Origin of the sequence: Bacteroides sp. 224 (assembly GCF_010500995.1) — a bacterium.
In the GTDB taxonomy this organism is placed as follows: domain Bacteria; phylum Bacteroidota; class Bacteroidia; order Bacteroidales; family Bacteroidaceae; genus Bacteroides.
The window spans coordinates 159,207-182,529 of sequence record NZ_QVMK01000001.1; the positions used below are offsets into that span (position 1 = coordinate 159,207).

22 protein-coding genes are annotated in these 23,323 nt (G+C 42.8%); 16 read left to right on the forward strand and 6 right to left on the reverse strand.

Going from position 1 to position 23,323, the window contains the following annotated elements:
• The first annotated feature begins 149 nt into the window (after window positions 1-149).
• Together D0T60_RS00550 and D0T60_RS00555 are read left to right on the forward strand one after the other, a co-directional pair.
• On the forward strand, window positions 150-2,003 hold the full coding sequence (locus tag D0T60_RS00550; protein ID WP_163216189.1) for a 2-oxoacid:acceptor oxidoreductase subunit alpha: 1,854 nt from the start codon (window positions 150-152) through the stop codon (window positions 2,001-2,003).
• A 1-nt stretch (window position 2,004) separates the two neighbouring features.
• Window positions 2,005-3,018 carry a 2-oxoacid:ferredoxin oxidoreductase subunit beta gene (locus D0T60_RS00555; protein WP_163216191.1) on the forward strand — a complete coding sequence of 338 codons (1,014 nt, stop codon included), beginning with the start codon at window positions 2,005-2,007 and terminating at the stop codon, window positions 3,016-3,018.
• Between the two features lie 88 nt (window positions 3,019-3,106).
• Here D0T60_RS00555 and D0T60_RS00560 read toward each other — a convergent pair whose 3' ends face one another.
• The gene (locus tag D0T60_RS00560) at window positions 3,107-4,780 is read right to left on the reverse strand and encodes a nucleoside kinase (protein ID WP_163216193.1); all 1,674 of its coding nucleotides are present in this window, start codon (window positions 4,778-4,780) and stop codon (window positions 3,107-3,109) included.
• Between the two features lie 79 nt (window positions 4,781-4,859).
• Between D0T60_RS00560 and D0T60_RS00565 the strand changes: the two genes are divergently transcribed.
• Genes D0T60_RS00565 through D0T60_RS00575 form a run of 3 tightly spaced genes read left to right on the forward strand, consistent with a single transcriptional unit; the run spans window position 4,860 to window position 8,270 of the window.
• Window positions 4,860-6,551, forward strand: a complete 1,692-nt coding sequence (locus tag D0T60_RS00565; RefSeq protein ID WP_163216195.1) for a Na/Pi cotransporter family protein — start codon at window positions 4,860-4,862, stop codon at window positions 6,549-6,551.
• 12 nt (window positions 6,552-6,563) lie between these two features.
• On the forward strand, window positions 6,564-7,481 hold the full coding sequence (locus D0T60_RS00570; protein WP_163216197.1) for a bifunctional riboflavin kinase/FAD synthetase: 918 nt from the start codon (window positions 6,564-6,566) through the stop codon (window positions 7,479-7,481).
• A 15-nt stretch (window positions 7,482-7,496) separates the two neighbouring features.
• Window positions 7,497-8,270 carry a CPBP family intramembrane glutamic endopeptidase gene (locus D0T60_RS00575; RefSeq protein ID WP_163216200.1) on the forward strand — a complete coding sequence of 258 codons (774 nt, stop codon included), beginning with the start codon at window positions 7,497-7,499 and terminating at the stop codon, window positions 8,268-8,270.
• 36 nt (window positions 8,271-8,306) lie between these two features.
• On the opposite strand, the gene D0T60_RS00580 is transcribed toward D0T60_RS00575, so the two are convergent.
• From D0T60_RS00580 to D0T60_RS00595, 4 genes are read right to left on the reverse strand one after another with little or no spacing between them, the layout of a single operon-like run.
• Entirely contained in the window at window positions 8,307-8,726 is a 420-nt protein-coding gene (locus D0T60_RS00580) for a SufE family protein (protein WP_163216203.1), read from the reverse strand.
• Between the two features lie 32 nt (window positions 8,727-8,758).
• On the reverse strand, window positions 8,759-9,844 hold the full coding sequence (locus tag D0T60_RS00585) for a M28 family peptidase (RefSeq protein WP_163216206.1): 1,086 nt from the start codon (window positions 9,842-9,844) through the stop codon (window positions 8,759-8,761).
• Window positions 9,837-10,781: an LD-carboxypeptidase gene (locus D0T60_RS00590; RefSeq protein ID WP_163216209.1), complete on the reverse strand. Its 945-nt coding sequence runs from the start codon at window positions 10,779-10,781 to the stop codon at window positions 9,837-9,839. The genes D0T60_RS00585 and D0T60_RS00590 overlap by 8 nt, the downstream gene beginning before the upstream one ends.
• Window positions 10,782-10,784: 3 nt before the next feature.
• A complete protein-coding gene (locus D0T60_RS00595) occupies window positions 10,785-11,579 on the reverse strand; it encodes a helix-turn-helix transcriptional regulator (protein ID WP_163216212.1) in 795 nt (264 codons plus the stop codon).
• Between the two features lie 191 nt (window positions 11,580-11,770).
• Between D0T60_RS00595 and D0T60_RS00600 the strand changes: the two genes are divergently transcribed.
• The 8 genes from D0T60_RS00600 to buk all read left to right on the forward strand — a co-directional run bounded on the left by D0T60_RS00600 (window position 11,771) and on the right by buk (window position 18,518).
• Window positions 11,771-12,637: a Lin1244/Lin1753 domain-containing protein gene (locus D0T60_RS00600; protein ID WP_163216215.1), complete on the forward strand. Its 867-nt coding sequence runs from the start codon at window positions 11,771-11,773 to the stop codon at window positions 12,635-12,637.
• A gap of 102 nt (window positions 12,638-12,739) precedes the next feature.
• A complete protein-coding gene (locus tag D0T60_RS00605; RefSeq protein ID WP_163216219.1) occupies window positions 12,740-14,518 on the forward strand; it encodes a bifunctional DNA primase/helicase in 1,779 nt (592 codons plus the stop codon).
• 139 nt (window positions 14,519-14,657) lie between these two features.
• Window positions 14,658-14,894, forward strand: a complete 237-nt coding sequence (locus tag D0T60_RS00610) for a DUF4248 domain-containing protein (RefSeq protein ID WP_163216221.1) — start codon at window positions 14,658-14,660, stop codon at window positions 14,892-14,894.
• Between the two features lie 245 nt (window positions 14,895-15,139).
• Window positions 15,140-15,661: an HU family DNA-binding protein gene (locus tag D0T60_RS00615; RefSeq protein ID WP_203558260.1), complete on the forward strand. Its 522-nt coding sequence runs from the start codon at window positions 15,140-15,142 to the stop codon at window positions 15,659-15,661.
• A 172-nt stretch (window positions 15,662-15,833) separates the two neighbouring features.
• Entirely contained in the window at window positions 15,834-15,929 is a 96-nt protein-coding gene (locus tag D0T60_RS00620) for a smalltalk protein (RefSeq protein ID WP_370524359.1), read from the forward strand.
• A 74-nt stretch (window positions 15,930-16,003) separates the two neighbouring features.
• Window positions 16,004-16,411 (forward strand): hypothetical protein, encoded by a 408-nt coding sequence (locus tag D0T60_RS00625; protein WP_163216225.1) that lies wholly within the window; start codon window positions 16,004-16,006, stop codon window positions 16,409-16,411.
• 135 nt (window positions 16,412-16,546) lie between these two features.
• The gene (locus tag D0T60_RS00630) at window positions 16,547-17,455 is read left to right on the forward strand and encodes a phosphate acyltransferase (RefSeq protein WP_163216226.1); all 909 of its coding nucleotides are present in this window, start codon (window positions 16,547-16,549) and stop codon (window positions 17,453-17,455) included.
• 1 nt (window position 17,456) lies between these two features.
• Window positions 17,457-18,518 (forward strand): butyrate kinase, encoded by a 1,062-nt coding sequence (gene buk, locus D0T60_RS00635; RefSeq protein WP_163216227.1) that lies wholly within the window; start codon window positions 17,457-17,459, stop codon window positions 18,516-18,518.
• 311 nt (window positions 18,519-18,829) lie between these two features.
• On the opposite strand, the gene pnp is transcribed toward buk, so the two are convergent.
• A complete protein-coding gene (gene pnp, locus D0T60_RS00640; protein ID WP_163216228.1) occupies window positions 18,830-20,968 on the reverse strand; it encodes a polyribonucleotide nucleotidyltransferase in 2,139 nt (712 codons plus the stop codon).
• A gap of 98 nt (window positions 20,969-21,066) precedes the next feature.
• On the opposite strand from pnp, the gene D0T60_RS00645 reads away from it, so the two are divergent.
• The 3 genes from D0T60_RS00645 to D0T60_RS00655 all read left to right on the forward strand — a co-directional run bounded on the left by D0T60_RS00645 (window position 21,067) and on the right by D0T60_RS00655 (window position 23,309).
• Complete coding sequence (locus tag D0T60_RS00645; protein ID WP_163216229.1) at window positions 21,067-22,218, forward strand: TlpA disulfide reductase family protein; 1,152 nt, start codon at window positions 21,067-21,069, stop codon at window positions 22,216-22,218.
• Between the two features lie 220 nt (window positions 22,219-22,438).
• Window positions 22,439-22,903, forward strand: a complete 465-nt coding sequence (greA, locus tag D0T60_RS00650) for a transcription elongation factor GreA (RefSeq protein ID WP_163216230.1) — start codon at window positions 22,439-22,441, stop codon at window positions 22,901-22,903.
• A gap of 13 nt (window positions 22,904-22,916) precedes the next feature.
• Window positions 22,917-23,309 (forward strand): HIT family protein, encoded by a 393-nt coding sequence (locus tag D0T60_RS00655; RefSeq protein ID WP_163216231.1) that lies wholly within the window; start codon window positions 22,917-22,919, stop codon window positions 23,307-23,309.
• Window positions 23,310-23,323 lie beyond the last annotated feature (14 nt).

Sequence of the window (23,323 nt, forward strand, 5' to 3'; positions counted from 1 at the left end):
CTAAAAGATTTTGCTAAGTCGCATAAGTTTACGAACTTTGTGAGTTGTATGCGATATTGTACTGATTTTGAGGTAAATCGTGACAATAAGTTATAAATATACAGTAAATAGTAGAAATAGTAATCTAAATTCATATAAACAGTAAAATTATGGCAGATGAATTAGCAGTTAAAAACCTGGATAGAGTAGTGGTACGCTTTTCAGGTGATTCCGGTGATGGGATGCAGTTGGCCGGTAGTATCTTTTCTAATTTGTCGGCAGTATTGGGAAATGATATTTCTACTTTTCCCGATTATCCGGCAGAGATTCGTGCTCCGCAAGGAAGTCTTAGTGGTGTGTCTGGGTTTCAGGTGCATATTGGAGCAGATAAGGTATTTACTTCGGGTGATAAATGCGATGTTTTGGTAGCGATGAATCCGGCTGCATTAAAAACAAATGCTAAATTTTTGACTCCACAATCGGTGATTATTATCGATTCCGATTCTTTTGCCAAGAGAGATCTTGAGAAAGCATTATTCGAAACAGACGATCCTTTTGCCGAGTTGGGCATCCACAATCAAGTGGTTGATGCTCCAATTGCAACGATGTGTAAAGAGAGCCTGAAAGACAGTGGCTTAGATAACAAATCTATTTTGCGTTGTAAAAACATGTTTGCCTTAGGGCTGGTTTGTTGGCTGATTAATCGTCCATTGGAATATGCTATGCACATGTTGCAAGATAAGTTTGCAAAGAAACCAACTATTGCCGAAGCCAATATAAAGGTTCTGGCAGACGGATATAATTACGGACATAATACACATGCTTCTATCTCTACTTATCGTGTAGAGTCTAAAAGAAAGAAAGAGAAAGGTTTTTATACCGATGTAAACGGAAACCTTGCAACAGCTTACGGGTTAGTAGCTGCCGCAGAGAAAGCAGGCTTGCAGCTTTTCTTAGGCTCATATCCTATAACTCCTGCAACAGATATTCTACATTATCTGGCTAAATATAAAGAACTTGGCGTAGTGACTGTTCAGTGCGAAGATGAAATCTCCGGCTGCTGTAGTGCTGTAGGTGCTTCTTTTGCAGGTAATTTAGCTGTGACTACTACTTCCGGACCAGGGGTGTGCTTGAAGAGCGAAGCAATTAACCTGGCTGTTATTGCAGAACTTCCTTTGGTGATTGTAAATGTGCAACGCGGAGGCCCTTCTACCGGAATGCCAACCAAGAGCGAACAGACTGACTTGTTGCAAGCTATGTGGGGACGTAATGGAGAAAGTCCACTGCCTGTAATAGCAGCAACCTCTCCAACCAACTGTTTTGATGCTGCCTATATGGCTTCTAAAATAGCTTTGGAACACATGACTCCGGTTATTTTACTTACAGATGGCTATATCGCCAACGGATCAGCCGCCTGGCGTATTCCTTCATTGAAAGACTATCCGGAGATTAAGCCTCCTTTCGTTACTCCTGAAATGAAGGAAGGTTGGAAACCATACAAACGGAATTTAGATAATCTGGTGCGTTATTGGGCAGTTCCCGGAACAGAAGGATTCCAACACCGCATTGGTGGTCTTGAGAAAGATTATGATACCAGTGTTATTTCTACTCAGCCGGGCAATCACCAGAAGATGACGGAAACCCGTCAATCAAAAATTGATCGTATTGCAGACTCTATTCCTAATCAGGAAGTACAAGGAGATCAGGATGCTGATTTACTGATTGTAGGTTGGGGTGGTACGTATGGACATCTGTACTCTGCATTTGAAATGATGCAGGCAGAAGGAAAGAAAGTAGCATTGGCACATTTTGAATATATAAACCCTCTTCCTAAGAATACGGCTGATATACTGAGAAAGTACAAGAAGATTGTAGTAGCCGAACAGAATATGGGTCAGTTTGCCACTATTTTACGTGCTAAAGTGCCGGGAGTGAACTTGTATCCGTTCAACCGTGTGAAGGGGCAACCGTTTAATGTGTTAAGACTTGTAGAAGAATTCACTAAAATATTGGAGGAGAAATAAAATGGATGAAATGAAATATACAGCTAAGGATTATAAAAACGATCAGAGCGTACGTTGGTGTCCGGGTTGTGGTGACCATGCATTGCTCAATTCATTGCATAAGGCAATGGCCGAATTGAATGTGGAACCTCATAATATTGCAGTGATCTCGGGTATCGGATGCTCATCTCGTTTACCTTATTATATGAATACGTATGGCTTTCATACCATTCATGGGCGTGCCGCAGCCATTGCTACCGGTGTGAAAGTAGCTAATCCTCAGTTAAGCGTATGGCAAATTTCGGGCGATGGTGATGGACTGGCTATTGGTGGTAATCACTTCATTCATGCGCTTCGTCGTAACGTAGATATGAACATCGTATTATTGAATAATCGTATTTACGGATTAACGAAAGGACAGTATTCTCCAACTTCTCCCCGTGGTATGGTTACTAAATCTTCTCCTTATGGAACGATAGAAGATCCGTTCCGTCCGGCAGAGCTTGTATTTGGAGCGCGCGGTCGTTTCTTTGGTCGTTGTGTAGATGTAGATGGGGCTTCATCTGTGGAAGTGCTTACAGCTTCTGCCAAACATAAAGGAACTTCGGTGGTTGAGGTATTGCAGAACTGTGTAATATTCAATGAAGGTTCTCAAAGTATGGTGGCTACTAAAACAGATCGTGCTAAGAATGCCATTTACCTGAAGCATGGCGAACCAATGATCTTTGGCGAAAACAATGAACTTGGTTTGATGCAGGAAGGCTTCGGTATTAAAGTGGTGAAGTTGGGAGAGAACGGAATCACAGAAAAAGACCTACTTGTTCATGATGCTCATTGCCAAGATTGCACATTGCATTTGAAACTTGCGTTGATGGAAGGTCCCGATTATCCAATTGCACTCGGTGTAATTCGTGATGTGGAAGCCCCTACATACAATGACTGCATATATGCACAGATTGAAGAGGTGCGTGCAAGAAAGAAAGCTCGTACGTTGGAAGAAATGCTTTTGGCAGGCGAAACGTGGGAGGTGAAATAAACTCAGCATACTTTTTGAAATTAAAAAGAGCACTTCTTTCGCTATGAATGAAGTGCTCTTTTGTAAAGTATATAACTACCTTATAAATTTAATACTTAAAACTACTTCCCCCCAAGAACTCCCTCAACAACGAAGTCGGCGGAATTTCCTTATCCTGTATCGGTGTAAAGTACTTAATAAACTTCAGCAATCGGTAAGCCTCTGCATATTCAGGGCAATTACGTGGAACAGTCATTAAGATAGGTTCTGCATACCTTCTTAATACGGCAAACTCGAAGAGCAAAGCGGAGTTGAACATTACATCTGCATTTTCCTGATGAGGGAAGATCCACTTATCTTCACCGGCTCGAACACTTGGCCAACGCGAAATGGTATCTTGGGCAGAATACCCTCGGTAGTTGAAGTCGCGTATAATACGACGAAGCAAACGGTTGTCTGTTGTGGGAATCCAGTTATGATCGTCTATAGAGATGGAGGTTAAGGCAGAGACATATATTTTATACTTGTTCTTATCGCTTATATGTTGGGTGAGCTCCGGATTTAAAGCATGTATGCCTTCCAGAATAAGTATGGTGTGAGCTTCCAGTTTAAGCTTCTTTCCTACATACTCTTTTTTGCCGGTGCTGAAGTTAAAGCGTGGAATCTCTATCTCTTCACCTCTCAGTAGTGCCTCTAAATGCTCATTAAATAGTTTGAGATCTAATGCATAAAGAGATTCAAAATCATAGTTGCCATGTTCGTCGAGAGGGGTTTGCTCGCGGTCTACAAAGTAATCATCTAAAGAAATGGAGTATGGTTTTAAGCCATTTGTCATTAACTGAATAGATAATCGCTTGCTGAACGTTGTTTTCCCCGACGAAGACGGTCCCGATATAAGCACCAACTTCACCCGATCTCCATTTGTGCCGCGGTTATAAATAGAGTCTGCTATCTGAGCAATTTTCTTCTCTTGCAGTGCTTCCCCCACATTAATAAGACCGGTGGCGTGCCCTTTGTTGCAAGCTATGTTGCAGTCGCCCACATTACCTAACCCCAGAATATGGAGCCAGTTAAGGTTCTCTTTAAAAATATCGAGCATTTTTTGCTGCTTTACTACTTCTTCCAGCACATTGGGATTTTCTTTGTTCGGAACGCGTATCAGCAAGCCATCGTAGTACTTTACAATGTCGAACAGTTTGATGTATCCGGTGCTGGGCAATAGGTTTCCGTAGTAATAATCAATAGTATCTCCCAGCGTATAATAATAGGTATAAAGAGAGCCTACTGTTTGAAGCAGCTTTACTTTATCGTCCATTCCCTGTTCTTCGAACACTTTGATGGCTTCTTCCGTGCGACATTCAATGCGGTGATAGCGAATATCTTCATCGATAATTTCCTGCATCCTCTTTTTAATGCTCTTTACATCTTCGAGAGTGATGGGCCTTCCAATCAGTAAATCGCAGAAATATCCTTTAGATACGGAATGCTCCATGCGTATTTTCCCGTTGGGGAAGAGCTCTTTTACCGCTTTGTATAGAACAAAACAGATAGATCGGACATAAGTACGCATGCCCGAAGAACAAGTAATATCTAAAAATTCAATATCTTTATTGTGGTAGACTCTAAAAGTAAGACCTTCGGCGCGGTTATTGACTTTGGCGCTAACCACCTGATAGGGCAAATTCAGATTAAAACCCGAATAAATATCCAAAAGAGTACTGCCCGGAGGGAAGTTTTTATATTTATTGTTATTTTTGCAATATATTTGTAATCCTTGTTCCATATCTCTTAATTATTAGATTGTTATGGATAAATTTATTTATAATTGCAGATAAAACAAAAAATCAATAAACTAATTATAGATGCAATATTCTTTTTATGATTTTTTAAAGCTCATAGGCTCCTTAGGTCTTTTCCTGTACGGAATGAAAATAATGAGTGAGGGCTTGCAAAAAGCGGCAGGTGATAGGTTGCGAGGTATACTGACCGCTATGACTACCAATCGGGTAACCGGAGTATTGACCGGATGTCTCATCACCGCACTCATCCAATCCTCATCAGCAACCACAGTAATGGTCGTCAGTTTTGTAAACGCAGGGTTACTGACATTAACCCAGTCGATCAGCGTAATCATGGGGGCCAACATTGGTACAACAGTCACCGCCTGGATTATTTCAGTCTTTGGTTTTAAGGTAGATATGGCTGCCTTTGCTCTTCCTCTTCTGGCCTTTGCTCTTCCTCTTATATTCTCGGGTAAAAGTACACGCAAATCTATTGGTGAGTTCATCTTTGGGTTTGCTTTTCTTTTTATGGGGCTATCCATGCTTAAAGGTAATGCCCCGGATTTAGCGAAAAACCCGGAAATGCTTGCCTTTGTGCAGAACTATACCGATATGGGATTTCTGTCGATATTGTTATTCCTGCTTATTGGTACTGTGCTGACAATGATTGTGCAGGCATCCGCTGCTACCATGGCCATCACCTTAATAATGTGTGCCAACGGCTGGATAAGCTATGAGTTGGGAGCAGCGTTGGTGCTTGGAGAAAATATAGGTACTACCATTACCGCAAACCTGGCCGCCCTTACCGGGAATACCCAAGCTAAGCGTGCAGCATTAGCCCATCTGGTGTTTAATGTGTTTGGGGTAATCTGGGTACTTGTGATATTCTACCCCTTTGTAAATGGTATTTCTTGGTTTGTAGATACCTTTATGCATCCGGGCTCTACCGATGTAGCCGTTTCTTATAAACTTTCTGCTTTCCACACCATATTTAATATCTGCAATGTGTCTTTAATGATTTGGTTGGTTAAACTGATAGAGAGAACGGTTCGTTTCCTGATACCTCAGAAAGAAGAGGAAGAAGAGTACCGACTTCGGTTTATTACAGGAGGTATGTTATCGACGGCCGAACTCTCAATTCTTCAGGCAAGTAAAGAGATACATTTGTATGCCGAACGCACCTATCGCATGTTTACCATGGTTCAGGATCTTTTGCATACCACCAAGGATGATGAATTTAATAAAACGTACAGCCGGATAGAAAAGTATGAGAACATCAGCGATAACATGGAAGTTGAAATTGCAAACTACCTGAACCAGGTTTCGGAAGGAAGATTAAGCTCGGAAGGTAAATTGCAAATACGTTCTATGTTGCGTGAGGTGACCGAAATAGAGAGTATAGCAGATAGCTGTTGTAATTTAGCCCGTACCATTAACAGAAAGCGCGAGTCGAATGCCGACTTTACCGAAAAGCAGTATGAACATATTCATACCATGATGCAACTGGTAGATGATGCTTTGCAACAAATGATTTCCGTTGTAAATAAAGCCGAGAATCAAAGTGCGGCCATCAATAAGTCTTATAATATTGAGAATGAGATTAATAACTACCGGAATCAACTGAAGAACCAAAACGTGCTGGATGTTAATAACAAGGAATACAATTACCAAACAGGCGTTTACTATATGGACTTTATTGCCGAGTGCGAGAAACTGGGCGATTATGTGGTGAATGTTGTTGAAGCCAGTATGGATATTCGCGAGAAGAAGTAACCGAATCGCTAAATGAAAATCGTTCATAACAGACCTACTGTATTGCCCGGGCCTTGCGCAGCTACCATCGGTTTCTTTGATGGAGTACATACCGGGCATCGTTTCTTAATTGAGCAGGTGAAAGCATCTGCCCAAGCCAAAGGATTGTGCTCTGCTGTGATTACCTTTCCTGTTCATCCACGCAAAGTGATGAATACTTATTTCAAACCGGATTTACTAACCTCCTATAACGAAAAGGTAGCTTTGCTTGCCGAAACGGGTATCGACTATTGCTTTGTATTGGACTTTACCGGCGAAACGTCTCGCCTTACAGCTTTCGAGTTTATGCAAACCGTGCTTAAGGAGCAGTATAATATACAGACATTAGTTATTGGGCACGATCATCGTTTTGGGCATAACCGGAGCGAGACGTTTGATGATTACTGCGAGTTTGGTCGCCTTTTAGGGATAGATGTTGTGCGGGCACAAGCTTGTACGGTAAACGATTCTGTGGCAAGCTCTTCCGTTGTTCGGAGGTTTTTGCACGAAGGGAATGTGAAGGAAGCTGCCCATTGCCTGGGCTATCCGTATTTCTTAAACGGAACCGTAATTGGTGGGTATAAGGTAGGGCGTACCATCGGTTACCCCACTGCCAACCTGCGACTTGAGAACCAAGAGAAACTCATTCCGGCCGATGGCGTATATGCCGTTCGTGTAGAAGTAAACGGCACTACCTATAAAGGTATGCTGAACATCGGTTATCGACCTACTTTCCAAACCAACTCCGGTCGAAGCATAGAGGTGCATATCCTTGATTTTGATTCCGACATCTATAACTCTTTAATCCGCCTTTCTTTTATAGAACACATTCGCTCTGAAATGAAGTTTAATTCGAAAGAGGAACTGATTGCTCAACTGGATGAGGATGCGAAGAGGGTAAGAGAAATATAAACTAAAAACAGCCGGATGATTAAATCAATAGGATTAGTATTGCTTTACTTTGCTTTCCAAATGCTGGGCGCGCTCTGTGCATACTTAGGTTGCTATGGATATTTGTTTTTAACGAAACAAAGTGTGGAGGGGCTGGAAACCCTCGTCGTAATTCCTGCCATGTTTCTGGGGATTGTGTTTATGACTGTCTTTCTGTGGAAAATGAATTTTGTGAGTAAAGAGCGGGCAACCTGGTCGGCGGTATCTGCCAAATACCTGTTATTGGCTGTAGTGGGCTATCTTGCTTTTCTGTTGGTGGTCGATTTTCTTGTTTCGCAGTTGCAATTGCCCGATTTGATGAAAGCAACTTTCGACATCATGCAGTCCAACTGGTTGGGCATTCTTTGTGTTGCCTTGCTTGGTCCTATATTGGAGGAGTTGCTTTTCCGTGGTGCAGTAACCAAAATCCTCTTGGCACAATATACGCCTACAAAGGCAATTATTATTTCAGCTCTTATCTTTGGTCTTTTTCATATTAACCCGGCGCAGGTTTTCTCTGCCACCCTTATAGGGCTTTTGCTGGGATGGATGTATTATAAAACTGCCAGCCTGCTTCCCTGCATCTTGCTGCATGTGCTCAACAATAGCCTGTCTGTGTACCTCAGCCTGAAGCATCCGGAAATTACAGAACTAAACGACTTCTGGCAAGGAGATTATAAGTATATCGTTCCGGTGGTTGCAGCTATTGTTTTTGTGTTGGTTTTTAGGGGAATGCAACGTCTTTTTCGTTCATCATCCATGCAAATGTAACAATCAAATTTTAAATTTGCATGGATGATGAACTTTTTACCCCTTCGCCTTAAACGCCAGCGCATACATCCGCATCTGTTTCACCATCGACAGCAGTCCATTACTACGGGTGGGCGATAGATGCTCTTTCAATCCTATCTTATCAATAAAGTATAAGTCGGCATTCAGAATCTCATCGGGAGTGTGTCCTGAAAGCACTTTCATGAGCAGGGCGATGATGCCCTTTACGATCAGTGCATCGCTTTCTGCTTGGAATATTATCTTTCCGTCCACTAAGTTGGCTTGTAGCCATACGCGGCTTTGGCAGCCTTCAATTAGGTTTTGGTCTGTTTTATGCTGCTCGTCCAGAGGTTGCTGTTCGTTTCCTAAGTCGATGAGGAGTTGATAGCGATCCATCCAATCGTCGAAGTCGTTGAATTCGGCAATGATCTCGTCTTGTATTTCGTTGATAGTCATAATGCTAATTATATATAAGTAAGTATATTGGATTATTTTTCATTATAAATAACCTCCATCACCGTCTGCCCCACCGCTTTCAGCGTATATTTATCTATATTCTCCATCGTATCATTTACGGTGTGCCAATGTTCGAAGAATCTGATTTCAGGGTCGTTCGGGCAAGGAATAATGTCGATACTTGGAATTTTGGCAATCTCATTCACCGGCACATGATCATCGGTAACATACCCACCTCTTTCATTAAGGAAGAATTGATTGTATCCCAGTTCTTTAGCCTTGTTCCATACCTTTTGGTTGATGTGGCTGGCATATCTTTCGGAAACTGACTCTTTACGGAACATGGCTCCTTTTCCTCCTACCATATCCAGCAAGATGCCGAAGGAGGCTTTGTACCCCTCTACATGAGGATTTTTAGCCCAGTATTGCGAGCCCAGACACCAGAACTCGTCTTTCTTTACTCCCTTGTAGAAGGAGGGTGCGCCGTAGTCTTCGGCATCGAAGAAAATAATGTCGACCCCTACCGCAGGGGCTTGTTTGTTGATGTGACGGGCTATCTCTAATAATACACCCACGCCGCTTGCCCCATCGTTTACACCAAGTATGGGTTTGTGGTGGTTCTTTTCGTTTGGGTCGTAATCGGCCCAGGGGCGAGAATCCCAGTGTGCAAAGAGCAAAACACGTTTCTTGCTTTCCGGGTTGTAAGAGCCTATAATGTTTCTGGCTTTTAGTACAGTGCCATCGAAAGCCGTTAAATCGGCATACTGGTTGGCGACGGTGGCTCCGTGTTCTGCCAGTTTGTTGGCAAGATATTCTCCACAAGCTACATGCTCCGGGGTGTTGGGAACGCGTGGACCAAAATCGGCTTGCTTTTCGATATACAGGTAAGCACTGTCGGGGTTGAAGGTTGGCACTGTTGCTATTTTTTCTTCCGCATTTACTTGTTTGCTATTGTTCGTTTTGCATGAGAATGCCGAGAATAACAGTCCTACAGCAAGTAAAAGCGTATTTATTTTATAAGTAAATTGAACACAGAGGCACAGAGGCGCAGAGAATTTATGAAAACTCTGTGTCTTTGCGTCTCTGTGTTTAATCTTATGTAAGTCTGTTCTATTCATTAGAAATTACTGTTTGGGTTTTGTGTTTCAAAATTACGCATTTATTAATAGATAACTCCACTTCCGCACCACAAATTAGCGGTAAATTATGGGTGACGTGACCCACCGGGAAATCGAAGCAGATGGGGAAGCTGTACTCCTTTACCAATTCGTGTAAAGACTTGTAGAGGTCTTTGCTAAGTAGGCTTTTCTCTTCTTCGTATTCGGTAAACTGCCCGATGATGAGCCCGGACAGCTTTTCGAGTACACCGCTTAGCTTTAAATTATACATCATCCGTTCGATGGCGTGAGGACGCTCTCCGATGTCTTCCAGAAAAAGGATGGTTCCTTCCGGGGGAATGTCGTAAGGAGTGGCACGCAGACCGTGAAGCACTGCCAGGTTTCCTCCGCGGAGTATTCCGGTGGCTGTTCCTTTTTTATTTAGTTTATGAGAAGGGCAGGTGTATTCCGGAATATTGCCGAATAAAATATCCTTCAGATAGTTGGAACAGAGGTCGTCGGAGGGCTCCATCACCAAATGCCTGCCCATAGGAGCATGGAGCGAGGCGAAGCCGTTTGCCTGAAACAAACTGTGCAGGGCAGAGATGTCGCTGAACCCGATAAGCCATTTGGGGTGTTGGCGGAAAAGAGTAAAGTCGAGCTTATCCATAAAATGTACCACCCCGTATCCACCGCGACTACAGAAGATGGCTTTGGCCTCTGCATCGTTCATGGCAGCCTGAAAATCGTTCTGCCGTTGGCGTATAGTACCCGCGTAACTTCCCGAAGCTGCATCTGCGTTTTTGGCAATAACAGGCTGTAGCCCCCAAGAAGCAAGTCGCTCTTTGGTGGCTTTCAGTAGTTTCTTATCAATCTTTCCGGAGGGAGAGAGGATAACGATTCTGTCGCCCTCCCGAAGATAAGGCGGGAACGCAGGCGGGTGGTTTAGGTTGCTCATTGGTTAACTTCTTCTTACTCCTTGATCTCTCAGTTCGTTGATTTGTTCTTGCAGTTCTTCGTACTTTATTTCCAAATCTTCCACCTTCTTGTAATAAGTTTCGTGTATATTCGGCATTTTGGCGGTGAAGTACCACTCTACCTGCAAGATGCAATGCAGTTCATCTTCGTACACATTGAAGTTGGGGTAGGCTGCTTTGTCCGGATTGTCGGACATACATACTACGAAACCCTTTTGCCGCAATCGGTTTTTAATTCGTTTTACGTACGTACACCCCTCTTTGGTACTGATAACGTATACATAATTCTCCATCATATCGCCCCATTCGGCAGTTTCCAGTTGGCGTGCCACTACATAACCGGAGTCTAACATGGTGGGCGACATACTTTCGCCTTTTATACGAATGCAATAATACTGGTTGCGTTTGTTTATCATCTGCAAAGGCATGGCGATGCGATCTACCTCTTCCAGATACGTAGGGTTTTCGTATCCCACTACACCGGCTGCCGCGCTGATGTCTACAATAGGAACCGAAACCAGGTGCTCGGTGTTTGCTTCCGTGGCTCGTTCTTCTTCCATCATAGGCCCCTCTCCGGTGAGTAGCCAGGTGGCACTTACGCCGAGTGATCTTACGATTCTTTCCAATACATCTTGCTTGGGCATAACCCCTTTATTGATGTATCCTCTGATGTTTCCTTCACTACTATCAATTAGCGAAGCAAAAGTAGTGTTTCTTCCTCTTCCGAAACTTCTTACTAATAAGGCGATGCGTTCGTTAATGTTTTCGGTATTCTCCATGTTTATCGTTTTTAGCTGCGAAATTTTTTCGATAAAAGCTTGCGTATTTCGAAAATAGTATCGACATTTGTTCCGAGCAATTATCGAAGATTTTCGTCAAAGATACGAATAATTTTATGAATCATTGCGAATAATCAAATAAAAAATAAAATTAATCGGTTTTAAAGTCGATTTTAAAAGAAGAAACAAACATGAAAGAAAATTTTTATTTCCCATTGGAAACAAACATCGTGAAAGATGAACGAGTAGCAACTATCATCGAAAAGTATGGTGCCAAAGGTATGGGTAGTTACATTATGCTACTCATAGAGCTGTCGAACCATGCCAACAACCGTTGTAAACTGAGTAATATCCGCTCAATAATACGTGCCTATAAATTGAATCGCAATTTGATTGAAGATTTAATTCAAAATCACGCGCTCTTCGAATTAATAAATAATGAAGAAGATGGCGAGGTGTATCTCTCTTCTCCTTATCTGAACAGACTTCTGAAAAGGCTAAACGAGAAAAAGAATCAATGTGCTGCTGCCGGGAAAAAAGGTGCGAAAACACGGTGGAAGAAAAATGGCGAACGTTATAACGACCCTATAACAATATATAATACTGATGATGTAGTAATACTAAATGCCGAAGAAAGAAAAAGAATAAAATCCTGGAAAGAATACTTAGCCGAGGCACTTAATGACAGAACTTGGGTAGAATGTCAGGCCATGCATTCGGGATTGGGAGATCGTTTTCTGAAGTATGAAAAGGATATTGTAAACTTCTTCATCAACCATGTAATAACTCACGGCAAAGACAGTGTGCTGCTTTCATTGCAGGATGTAAAATACTACTTCGCCAACTTTATTCGTCAAGGCACCATCACCAACAATCGTGTTGCCACCCAACTCGATACCCTGGAGCAAAAGCAGAAGAAAGACAACCCTTATCGCTTCGAAACCGTCGACCCACTTACAGGCGAGCGCTCTTACTACGGAAACATCATTCCCCAAGATGCACCACCACGACCCAACGAAAGAGCCGTTTGGAACGTGTGCGAATGCTACTGGGAGTAGTAACCAATGCTACCGGCGGTTGAGGCAAATGCTGCTTGCTTGCTTTCTTTACCCCAAAAATCACAATTCACAATTCAAAATTCATCATTCAAAATTAGTTTCATGATTAACTTTGCTAAATTCAACATCGACACCTGCGGACGCACCAGCGGTCGCCTGAAAACCTTCTGTCCCCAATGTCGCGACAGCAGGAAAAATAAACGTGATAAATCTCTAAGTGTTAACATCGACACCGGGCTGGCCTATTGCCACTATTGCAATTGGAGGGTGGTGGCAGCCTCTCCCCAGCCCTCTCCCAAGGAGAGGGGGTTGAACCCTGCGGCATCGTTTTCCTCCCTCTCTTTGGGAGAGGGGCGGGGAGAGGCTGCCGTATTGCGCGACGACCATGTGCAGTGGTTCCTTCGCGAGCGTCGCATTCCTACCAGCGTGCTTATTGAGGCAGGCATCACCTCTTCCGAGCAGTTTATGCCCCAAACCGGAAAGAAAGAATCCTGCATCTGCTTTAACTATTACGAAGGCCACCGGTTGGTGAACACCAAATACCGCGATCTGGCCAAGAACTTTAAAATGACCGCCGGTGCCGAACTAATTCCCTATAACCTGAACGGCATTCTCGGCACCAAGCAATGCATCATTACCGAAGGAGAGATGGATGCACTCTCGTTTATGGCCATCGGCAGGCGAGATGTTATCTCCGTGCCCAGTGGCGCCAACTGCAACCTGTCGTGGCTCGATAGGTTTATGAAGACTCATTTCGACGACAAAGAAGTGATTTACATCTGTGTAGATACCGACAAGAAAGGACTTCAGCTTCGCGATGAACTGCTTCGGCGGCTGGGAGCCGAACGCTGTCGGGTGGTAGACCTCTCGCCTGCCAAAGATGCCAACGAGATATTGCAGCAGGAACATGGAGCCGAAGCCCTGAAAGCCGCCCTCGACAATGCACCACAAGCCCCGTTGGATGGCGTTTTCACGGTGTCCGACCTAAGCGACGAGATGCGTGTACTCTTCGAAAACGGACTGGGGCATGGTGCCGATACGGGATTGAAAAACCTCGATGCCTGTTGCACCTTCGAGCTGGGCAGGTTGTGCGTGGTGAGTGGTATTCCCGGTTGCGGAAAATCGGAGTTTGTAGACGAGTTGGTACTTCGTCTCAACCTGCGCCATCATTGGAAGGCAGCCTACTTTAGTCCCGAAAACATGCCCCTGGTATATCACTTCAATAAACTGGCCGAGAAGGTAAGTGGGCGAACCTTTCGTAAGGGTCACGTACCCGAGCCGCTTTATGAGGCTACCCTGAATTATCTGGCAGAAAACATCACCTCCATCATGCCCGAAGATAATTATACGGTAGATAACATCCTGACAAAAGCCCGCGAACTGGTGCACCGCCGCGGAATACGCATCCTGGTTATCGACCCCTACAACCGCCTCGAACACCAGATGGAACGTGGCGACAGCGAAACGCAGTATATCAGCGCTTTTCTGGATAAGCTCACCAACTTTGCCCAGCGAAACCATTGCTTAGTAATTCTCGTTGCCCACCCCCGCAAAATGAACCGCGAACCGGGCACCCGCAAAAAGGCGACACCCGATTTGTACGACGTTAACGGCTCTGCCAACTTCTTCAATAAATGCGACTTCGGCCTCATTATAGAACGCGATTACGAACGCATGCTCACCGAAGTACACGTAGAGAAAGTAAAGTTTAAGCACCTCGGTGCCAAAGCCGAAGTGTACTTCCGCTACAATGCCTTTAACGGCAGATACGTGGAGTGCACGATAGATGAAAAGGACAACCAGATTACGACGGAACCTTTTGATAATACATGTTGGCTGAAAGACTTAGTAGAAACAATGGAAACCGGATTATTATTTTAGACGCGGATTATACGGATTGCACGGATTTTAAAATATGGATATAGTATTGAACAGAGTTATTTTATCCGTGTATTCCAATCTGTGCAATCTGCGTCATCCGTGTCTAAACTTCCTGTAAAACACTTAAAACTTAAAACTAATGAAAGAAGAAATAATCCCTTCTGGATTCACCCTCCGGAGTTATACCAAAGCAGAATTGGCTTTATTATATTCACCACACAATGCGCCAAGAACGGCTATACGGAAGTTCAATAGTTGGCTTCGTCACTCGCCTCGGTTGTGGGAACCTTTGCGAGAATCGGGCGTAAGCATTGCCACGCGAGAGTACAACCCAATGCAAGTGCAAATGATTGTTAATTATCTGGGAGCTCCCTGATTTCTTACCGTTTCTTACCATTTCTTACCACAGCCGTTTTTCGGTGCCGTACCTTTGCATTGTACCGAGAGAGAAAGAGCTCGCTGTCTCGGTCGAGAGAGAGAAAAATGAACCGCAGATTTACGCGGATTTACACAGATTTAAAATTTACGATGCCGCAGGAAAATAGAATAATCAGCGTTAATCTGTGTGAATCTGTGGTTCAATAAACAATTTTTAATCACAATTAAAACACAAAAGTAATTATGTCAATTTTAGTAACGCGCTATCAGCGCAATCAAAAGTTAGGAGATGCAGGTTCTCCATTATTGTACTACCTGAAGCGAACTCCCGGTAACCAACGCGTATATAACGAGGAAGATGTAGCTCAGGAGATCGAAGTAACCGGTGCCATGAGTGCCGAAGATGTAACCCACACCTTTAAGGCCTTCAAGCGCGTTCTTCGCAGAATTCTTGGTCAGGGCGACAAAGTAAAAATCAACGGACTGGGTACATTCTACACCACCTTCTCGTGCACAGGCTCGGAAGAGGAAAAGGATTGTACAGTCAGAAACATCCAACGAGTACACGTCCGCTTTGCAGTAGACAACTCTCTACGTTTGGTAAACGAGAGTAATGCGACGACGCGTGGTGGGGATAATAATGTGGAGTTCAGCCTCTCCCCAGCCCTCTCCAAAGGAGAGGGGGAAGGACCGTCGGGTGGAAATAAGCCGGGTGGTAATGAGAATCCGGGCGGGGGAGATGAGTTTATCGATCCGTCGGCGTAAGGGGTAGAGAGTGATTGAGTAGGAGTTTTCACCACAGATTAACACAGATTTCCACAGATTAATGATGAAGATTTTGCTGCAGAAAAATAATAAATAATCTGTGCTAATCTGCAAAATCTGTGGTGAACTCTTTGAGTATTTAACTAAAACAAAACACAATACAGTTATGAAAATGAATAGTAAAACATGGGATGTGATTCTGAAGGCGATTATCGCAGTGGCAAGTGCAGTGCTTGGGGCGCTGGGGGTGCAGGCGATGAATATGTAAGGGGGGAGTAAACCCAAATTAAGAAAAAGGAGTTGCATGGGCTATGTCCCCTGCACTCCACTGTCGATGGTTTGATGGATAATTTGATACTCGAATACAACGGTAATCAGCTCCGTAAAGTAACAGATTCGGGAGCTGTTCCCACCCATGCAGGAACCTTCAACTTCGTAAACCGTACCAACGATGGACGCACAGATGAATACTTATATGATGAAAACGGTAACCTGATACAAGATTTTAACAAAAAGATTGCCGATATTCAATATACTCCCTTAAATTTGCCTCAACACATAATCTTCAAAATCCATAAACAGATTGATTATCTGTATCAGTCGGAACAAGGTTTTGCCACGGCCGTAACGAGAATTTGCCGCGGCCGCAACAGGATTTTGCCACGGCCGCCACAAAACTTTACCGCGGCCGTGGCAAAACCTAGCATAAGAAGCATCATATTATACGTATATAGAAAAATAGACCTTTAGGCAATTAATTGTAAATTGTTGGTATCTGGGGAATACTGTATTCCTACCAAAAAGCAACAATTTCCATGCATTTAAACCCGTATCCCTCTATGAATTACCAATTATTTTTCCGATATTTGCTGAAAATATATCATAATGAAACCGATTCGAAATTTTGATGAATTAACCGCTCACCTGAAAACCCTGAACCGGAGAAAGAAAATTGCCGTAGTTTGTGCGAACGATCCTAATACGGAATATGCGATAGCGCGCGCACTCGAAGAAGGCATTGCCGAGTTTATAATGATAGGGGATTCTAATATCCTTGAAAAGTATCCTACCCTAAAGCAGTATCCTGATTATGTGAAAACCATCCATATCGAAAACTCGGATGAGGCAGCCCGGGCAGCCGTTCAACTGGTACGCGAAGGCGGAGCAGATGTGCTGATGAAAGGTATCATTAACACCGACAACCTGCTACGTGCAATTTTAGACAAGGAAACCGGCTTGCTACCTCCCGGGAAAGTGCTTACCCATTTGTCTGTAGCCCGGATTCCGGCTTATAACAAGCTGCTTTTCTTCTCGGATGCGGCTGTTATTCCTCGTCCTACTTTACAGCAGCGTATTGAAATTATTTGGTATGCTATACACACTTGCCGACATTTCGGTATTGAGCAACCTCGTATTGCACTCATTCACTTCTCGGAGAAAGTAAGTGCCAAATTCCAGAATTCACTGGATTATGTGAATCTGGTGGAACTTGCCGAAGCCGGTGAGTTTGGAGATGTCATTATAGATGGTCCGCTCGATGTGCGTGCAGCCTGCGAACAAGCCGGTGCCGATATTAAGGGAATTGTTTCTCCTATTAACGGACAAGCCGATGTGCTTATTTTCCCCAATATAGAATCGGGAAATACTTTTTATAAATCTGTATCTTTGTTTGCACAAGCAGAGATGGCCGGATTGCTGCAAGGACCCGATTGTCCGGTAGTGCTTCCATCCAGAAGCGACTCGGGGCTTTCGAAGTATTATAGTATGGCTATGGCCTGTCTTACAAGTAAATAAAATGAAGATATTAGCTATTAATCCCGGTTCCACCTCCACGAAGATTGCTGTTTATGAAGATAATACACCTGTGTTGCTTCATACCATTCGACATGATGTAGAAGAACTTTCTCGCTATGCTACGGTGACGGAACAGTTTGAGTTTCGTAAAGATTTAGTGCTGCATGCGCTTGAGGCGAATAATGTTCCGTTTGCGTTCGATGCCATAATAGGCCGCGGAGGTTTGGTGAAGCCAATTCCCGGAGGTGTATATGAAGTAAATAATGAATTGAGAAATGACTTGATACACGCAAAGCGTGCTCATGCTTCTAACCTGGGAGGACTGATTGCTCATGAACTGGCCGGTATACTGCCGGACTGTAAAGCATATATTGCCGATCCTGTAGTGGTTGACGAGCTGGATGATGTGGCCCGTTTGTCCGGATCGCCTTTATTACCACGCGTATCTATTTTCCATGCGTTGAATCATAAAGCCACTGCGCGCCGTTATGCCAAAGAACAGGGTGTGAAGTACGAGGAGCAAAACCTTATTGTGTGTCACATGGGGGGAGGCATTACCGTAGCTGCCCATCGGAATGGGAGAGCAGTGGATGTAAATAATGGCTTAGATGGTGAAGGTCCTTATGCTCCGGAGCGTGCCGGAACTTTACCGGCAGGCGAGCTGATTAATCTTTGCTTCAGTGGCAAATTCACACAAGAGGAAGTGCAGAAGATGGTAGTGGGCAATGCAGGCTTGGCTGCTCATCTTGGAACGACCAACGTTATCGAAGTGATAGAAAAAGTTAAGCAAGGAGATGAACATGCCGATTATGTATTGAACGGCATGATTTACAATATAGCCAAAGCAATTGGAGCCGCTGCCGTTGTGCTTCGTGGAAAAGTGGATGCCATATTGCTAACAGGGGGACTTGCTTACAGCGATTACCTGATACCTAAATTAAAAGCATATATTTCCTTTCTGGGTACTGTGTATGTATATCCGGGAGAGGATGAAATGGAAGCGCTGGCTTTCAATGCACTTGGAGCATTGAGTGGAGAGCTTTCGGTTAAGGTTTATAAATAATTCAGGTAGTTACTTATTCTTTCAAGAGAGCAACTAATTGCAGGCAGAAGCGGCGATATGTGTAATAAAAGTCGGCAAAATTAAATATTCATTGTTATTTTGTTGATTTAAAGGTTTTTTCTTGTATCTTTGCCATGTGTTAAGTTAATAAATTGATTAAGGTCGATTTAAGACTGTTTTAGGATCGGAAAGTATGGGGGTACTTTCCGATTTTTCTTTTATAGAGTAAGAACTGACACTGTATAAACAGAAAAAGGTCACCTCAATACAATGTTGAGATGACCTTTTATATTAGGATTGTCAATAACTAATTATTGCTGTGGCTTTTCAGTGCGTTCCGGACGAGGAAGCATTGCTTTTCTTGAAAGTTTAAATTTACCTGTTTTCGGATCAATGTCAAGCAGCTTCACTTCAATTTCGTCTCCTTCTTTGATGCCGGCTTCTTCTACATTTTCAAGACGCTTCCAATCTATTTCAGAGATGTGAAGTAATCCGTCTTTTCCTGGTAAGAATTCCACAAATGCACCATAAGGCATAATAGAACGAACTTTTCCTTTGTATATTTCGCCAATTTCAGGGATGGCAACAATGCCTTTGATGATGCGTGTTGCATTGTCAATGCTTTGTTTGTTGTTTCCTGAAATCTCAATTCTTCCTGCACCGTTGATTTCTTCGATGGTGATAACTGTACCGGTGTCTTCTTGCATTCCTTGAATGATTTTTCCACCCGGGCCGATGATGGCTCCGATAAATTCTTTCGGGATAATCATTGTTTCGATGCGTGGAGCGTGTTCTTTCAAATCAGCACGTGGTTCAGACATTGTTTCCTGGATTTTGCCAAGGATATGCATACGTCCGTCTTTTGCTTGATTCAATGCACGTTCAAGGATTTCGAATGAAAGTCCGTCTACTTTGATATCCATCTGGGTAGCTGTAATACCATCGGCAGTACCGGTTACTTTAAAGTCCATGTCTCCCAAGTGGTCTTCGTCGCCAAGAATGTCGGAAAGAACAGCATATTTGTCTTCACCTGCGTTTTTAATCAATCCCATAGCAATACCTGATACGGGCTTTTTGATTTTTACACCGGCATCCATTAAAGCTAAAGTTCCTGCACATACAGTTGCCATAGAAGAAGAACCGTTCGATTCCAGGATATCGGATACTACACGTACTACGTATGAGTAATCTTCCGGAATCATTTTCTTCAATGCTCTGTGTGCCAGGTTACCATGACCAATTTCGCGACGACCTACCCCACGTTGTGGACGAGCTTCGCCGGTTGAGAATGGAGGGAAGTTATAATGTAAAAGGAAACGTTCTTTTCCGTGTACCAATACATCATCAATCATCTTTTCATCGAGTTTTGTTCCCAATGTCACCGAAGTTAATGATTGTGTTTCGCCACGAGTAAAGATAGCCGATCCGTGAGGTCCCGGTAAATAATCTACTTCCGACCATATTGGGCGAATTTCTGTAGTTTTACGACCATCGAGACGCTTTCCTTCATCAAGGATGCAACGACGCATCGCTTCTTTTTCTACATCGTGATAGTAACGGTTAATTAAAGATGCTTTTTCAGCAAGTTCTTCTTCGCTGAATTGAGCTTTGAATTCTTCGCGAACAGCTTCGAAAGCGTCATGACGTTCGTGCTTGTTGCTACCCGATGCTGCAATGGCATATACTTTTTCGTAGCAAGCTTCGCGCACTTGTTTGCGAAGTTCTTCATCGTTTACTTCGTGGTCGTACTCACGTTTTACCGTTTTCCCAACCATTTCGGTTAATTCGATTTGTGCCTGGCAATGAACTTTGATTGCTTCGTGAGCTACTTTCATAGCTTCCAGCAGTTCTGCTTCTGAAACCTCGTTCATTTCGCCTTCCACCATCATGATGTTTTCCATAGTGGCAGCTACCATGATGTCCATATCGGCTTTTTCTAATTGGTCGAATGTAGGATTGATAACGAACTGTCCATCAATACGTGCTACACGTACTTCGGAAATAGGTCCGTTAAACGGAATGTCGGAAACTGCAAGAGCAGCAGAGGCTGCCAGTCCGGCAAGTGCATCAGGCATGTCGATGCCGTCGGCTGAATAAAGTATGATGTTTACGAATACTTCTGCGTGATAGTTGTCGGGGAAGAGAGGACGGAGCGCGCGGTCTACAAGTCGGCAAGTAAGAATTTCATAATCAGAAGCTCTACCTTCTCTTTTAGTGAAACCGCCGGGGAATCGGCCGAATGCCGCAAATTTTTCTTTGTACTCCACCTGCAACGGCATGAAATCAGTTCCGGGGATTGCGTCTTTAGCGGCACAAACGGTAGCCAGCAACATGGTATTTCCCATGCGAAGCATCACTGCTCCATCTGCTTGTTTGGCCAATTTCCCCGTCTCGAGTGTGATGGTTCTTCCATCTCCTAACTCGATCGTCTTAACAATTGGGTTAATCATAAAAATTGTTTTATCTATATTTTTCTTTCAAAATTCGTGCAAAGATATGCATTTACATTTAAAAGGTTTATATTTGCACCTTAAAATATACGCGTATTATGAAAAAGATATCTTTTTTGGCTTTTGCACTACTGGCCTTGGTTTCATGCAATTCCGGATCTAAATTTGAAGTAACGGGAGAAATTTCCGGAGCAGAAGGAAAGAAGCTTTATTTGGAAGCATCCAAACTCGAAGGGGTAGTTGCATTAGACTCAGTGAAGCTGAAAAGTAACGGATCTTTTACTTTTAAACAAGACAGACCGGAATCTCCTGAGTTCTTTAGGTTGAGAGTTGATAATAAAGTTATAAACTTTTCGGTAGATTCGATAGAAACGATCAAGGTAATTGCTCCTTACAATGAGTTTTCTACAGCATATACCATAGAGGGGTCTGTTAATAGCAAAAAAATTAAGGAGCTGACCGTAAAGCAGATTGCGTTGCAGAATGAGATAAACGCTTTGGCTAAATCAGCACAAAGCAACAGAATGCGCAATGATATATTTGAAGACAGTGTACTCTCAATAATGAATCGCTATAAAGAAGATGTAAGAGTGAATTATATTTATGCAGCTCCGAATACTGCTGCTGCTTATTTTGCTCTTTTCCAGAAGGTTAACAACTTCCTGATTTTCGACCCTTTGAATAGTAGAGAAGATGTGAGAAGTTTTGCTGCTGTTGCTACCAGCTTGGATGCAAACTATCCTCATGCTATCCGTACACGTAATCTGTATAATCTGGTACTGAAAGGAATGAGAAACACTCGTCCCGCTAAAGAACAAGTATTGGAAATACCTCAAGAGAAGATTGTAGAAACAAATATTATTGATATTGACTTAAAAGACCTGAAAGGCAATTCGCGCAAGCTGACTGATCTAGCCGGAAAAGTGGTATTGCTCGATTTTACAGTATATCAAAGTACAGTTGCCGCTGCTCATAATTTCTGGTTGCGCGATTTGTATAATAAGTATGCTGCTCAAGGATTAGAAGTCTATCAAGTATCATTAGATGCAGATGAGCATTTTTGGAAAACCTCTGCCGACAATTTACCTTGGGTTTGTGTGCGTGATCCAAGAGGTGTTTATTCGCCTACGCTTAATATCTATAATGTAAAACAATTGCCCACTTACTTCTTGATTAATAAAAAGAATGAACTCAAGAAACGTGGAGAAGATATTAAAGATATAGAAGCTGAAATAAAAGCAATGCTTTAAAAAAGTTGACTAATCGATTGTTCGGAGAAAGTATTCTAAAGGTGTTATAAATAGGCACTATTTCTTTAAATATGTTACATAACAGCGCTTTTTGCTTGACACGAATGGTTTAATCGCTTATCTTTGCAAGAAATAATAAATGAGAGGGTTCCAACATGAATCATGTTGGAATTCTTTTTTGTTTTATATGACCATTTAAATTTAAAAGGAGGAAAATATTATGGCTTATATGTCGGAAGATGGTTACAAGAAATTGGTTGAAGAACTAAAAGTATTGGAAACAGTTAACCGTCCTGAGATTTCGAGACAAATAGCAGAAGCCCGTGATAAGGGTGATTTGTCGGAAAATGCAGAATATGATGCAGCTAAAGAAGCACAGGCATTGTTAGAACTAAAGATCAGTAAGTTGAAAGAAATAATTGCTGATGCTAAAATAATAGATGAATCGAAATTAAAAACCGACTCTGTTCAGATTCTGAACAAGGTTGAACTGAAAAACGTAACCAATGGCATGAAGATGACCTATACCATTGTATCTGAAAGCGAAGCCAACCTGAAAGAAGGCAAAATTTCGGTGAGCACTCCTATTGCTCAAGGGCTTTTAGGCAAGAAGGTAGGCGATGTAACTGAAATTCAGGTGCCCCAGGGAAAGATTAAACTTGAGGTGTTAAATATCTCTCTTTAATATATTTAGAGTTATGGCTACTATTTTTAGTCGGATTGTTGTAGGTGAAATACCAAGCTATAAAATAGCTGAAGATGATAAGTTCTTTGCTTTTCTGGATATTAATCCGTTGGTAAAAGGGCATACACTTGTTATTCCTAAACAGGAAGTCGATTATATTTTTGATCTATCAGACGAAGATTTAGCTGCTATGCATGTTTTTGCTAAAAAAGTGGCTCGTGCCATTGAAAAAGCAATACCATGTAAGCGCGTAGGAGCTTCAGTTATAGGACTTGAAGTGCCTCATGCTCACATTCATTTAATTCCAATTAACAGGGAGTCGGATATGCTTATCTCGAATCCAAAGTTAAAACTTTCACAAGAAGAGTTTACTGCTATTGCAGAAGCAATACGCGCCCAATATTAATTATCCTCGAACAA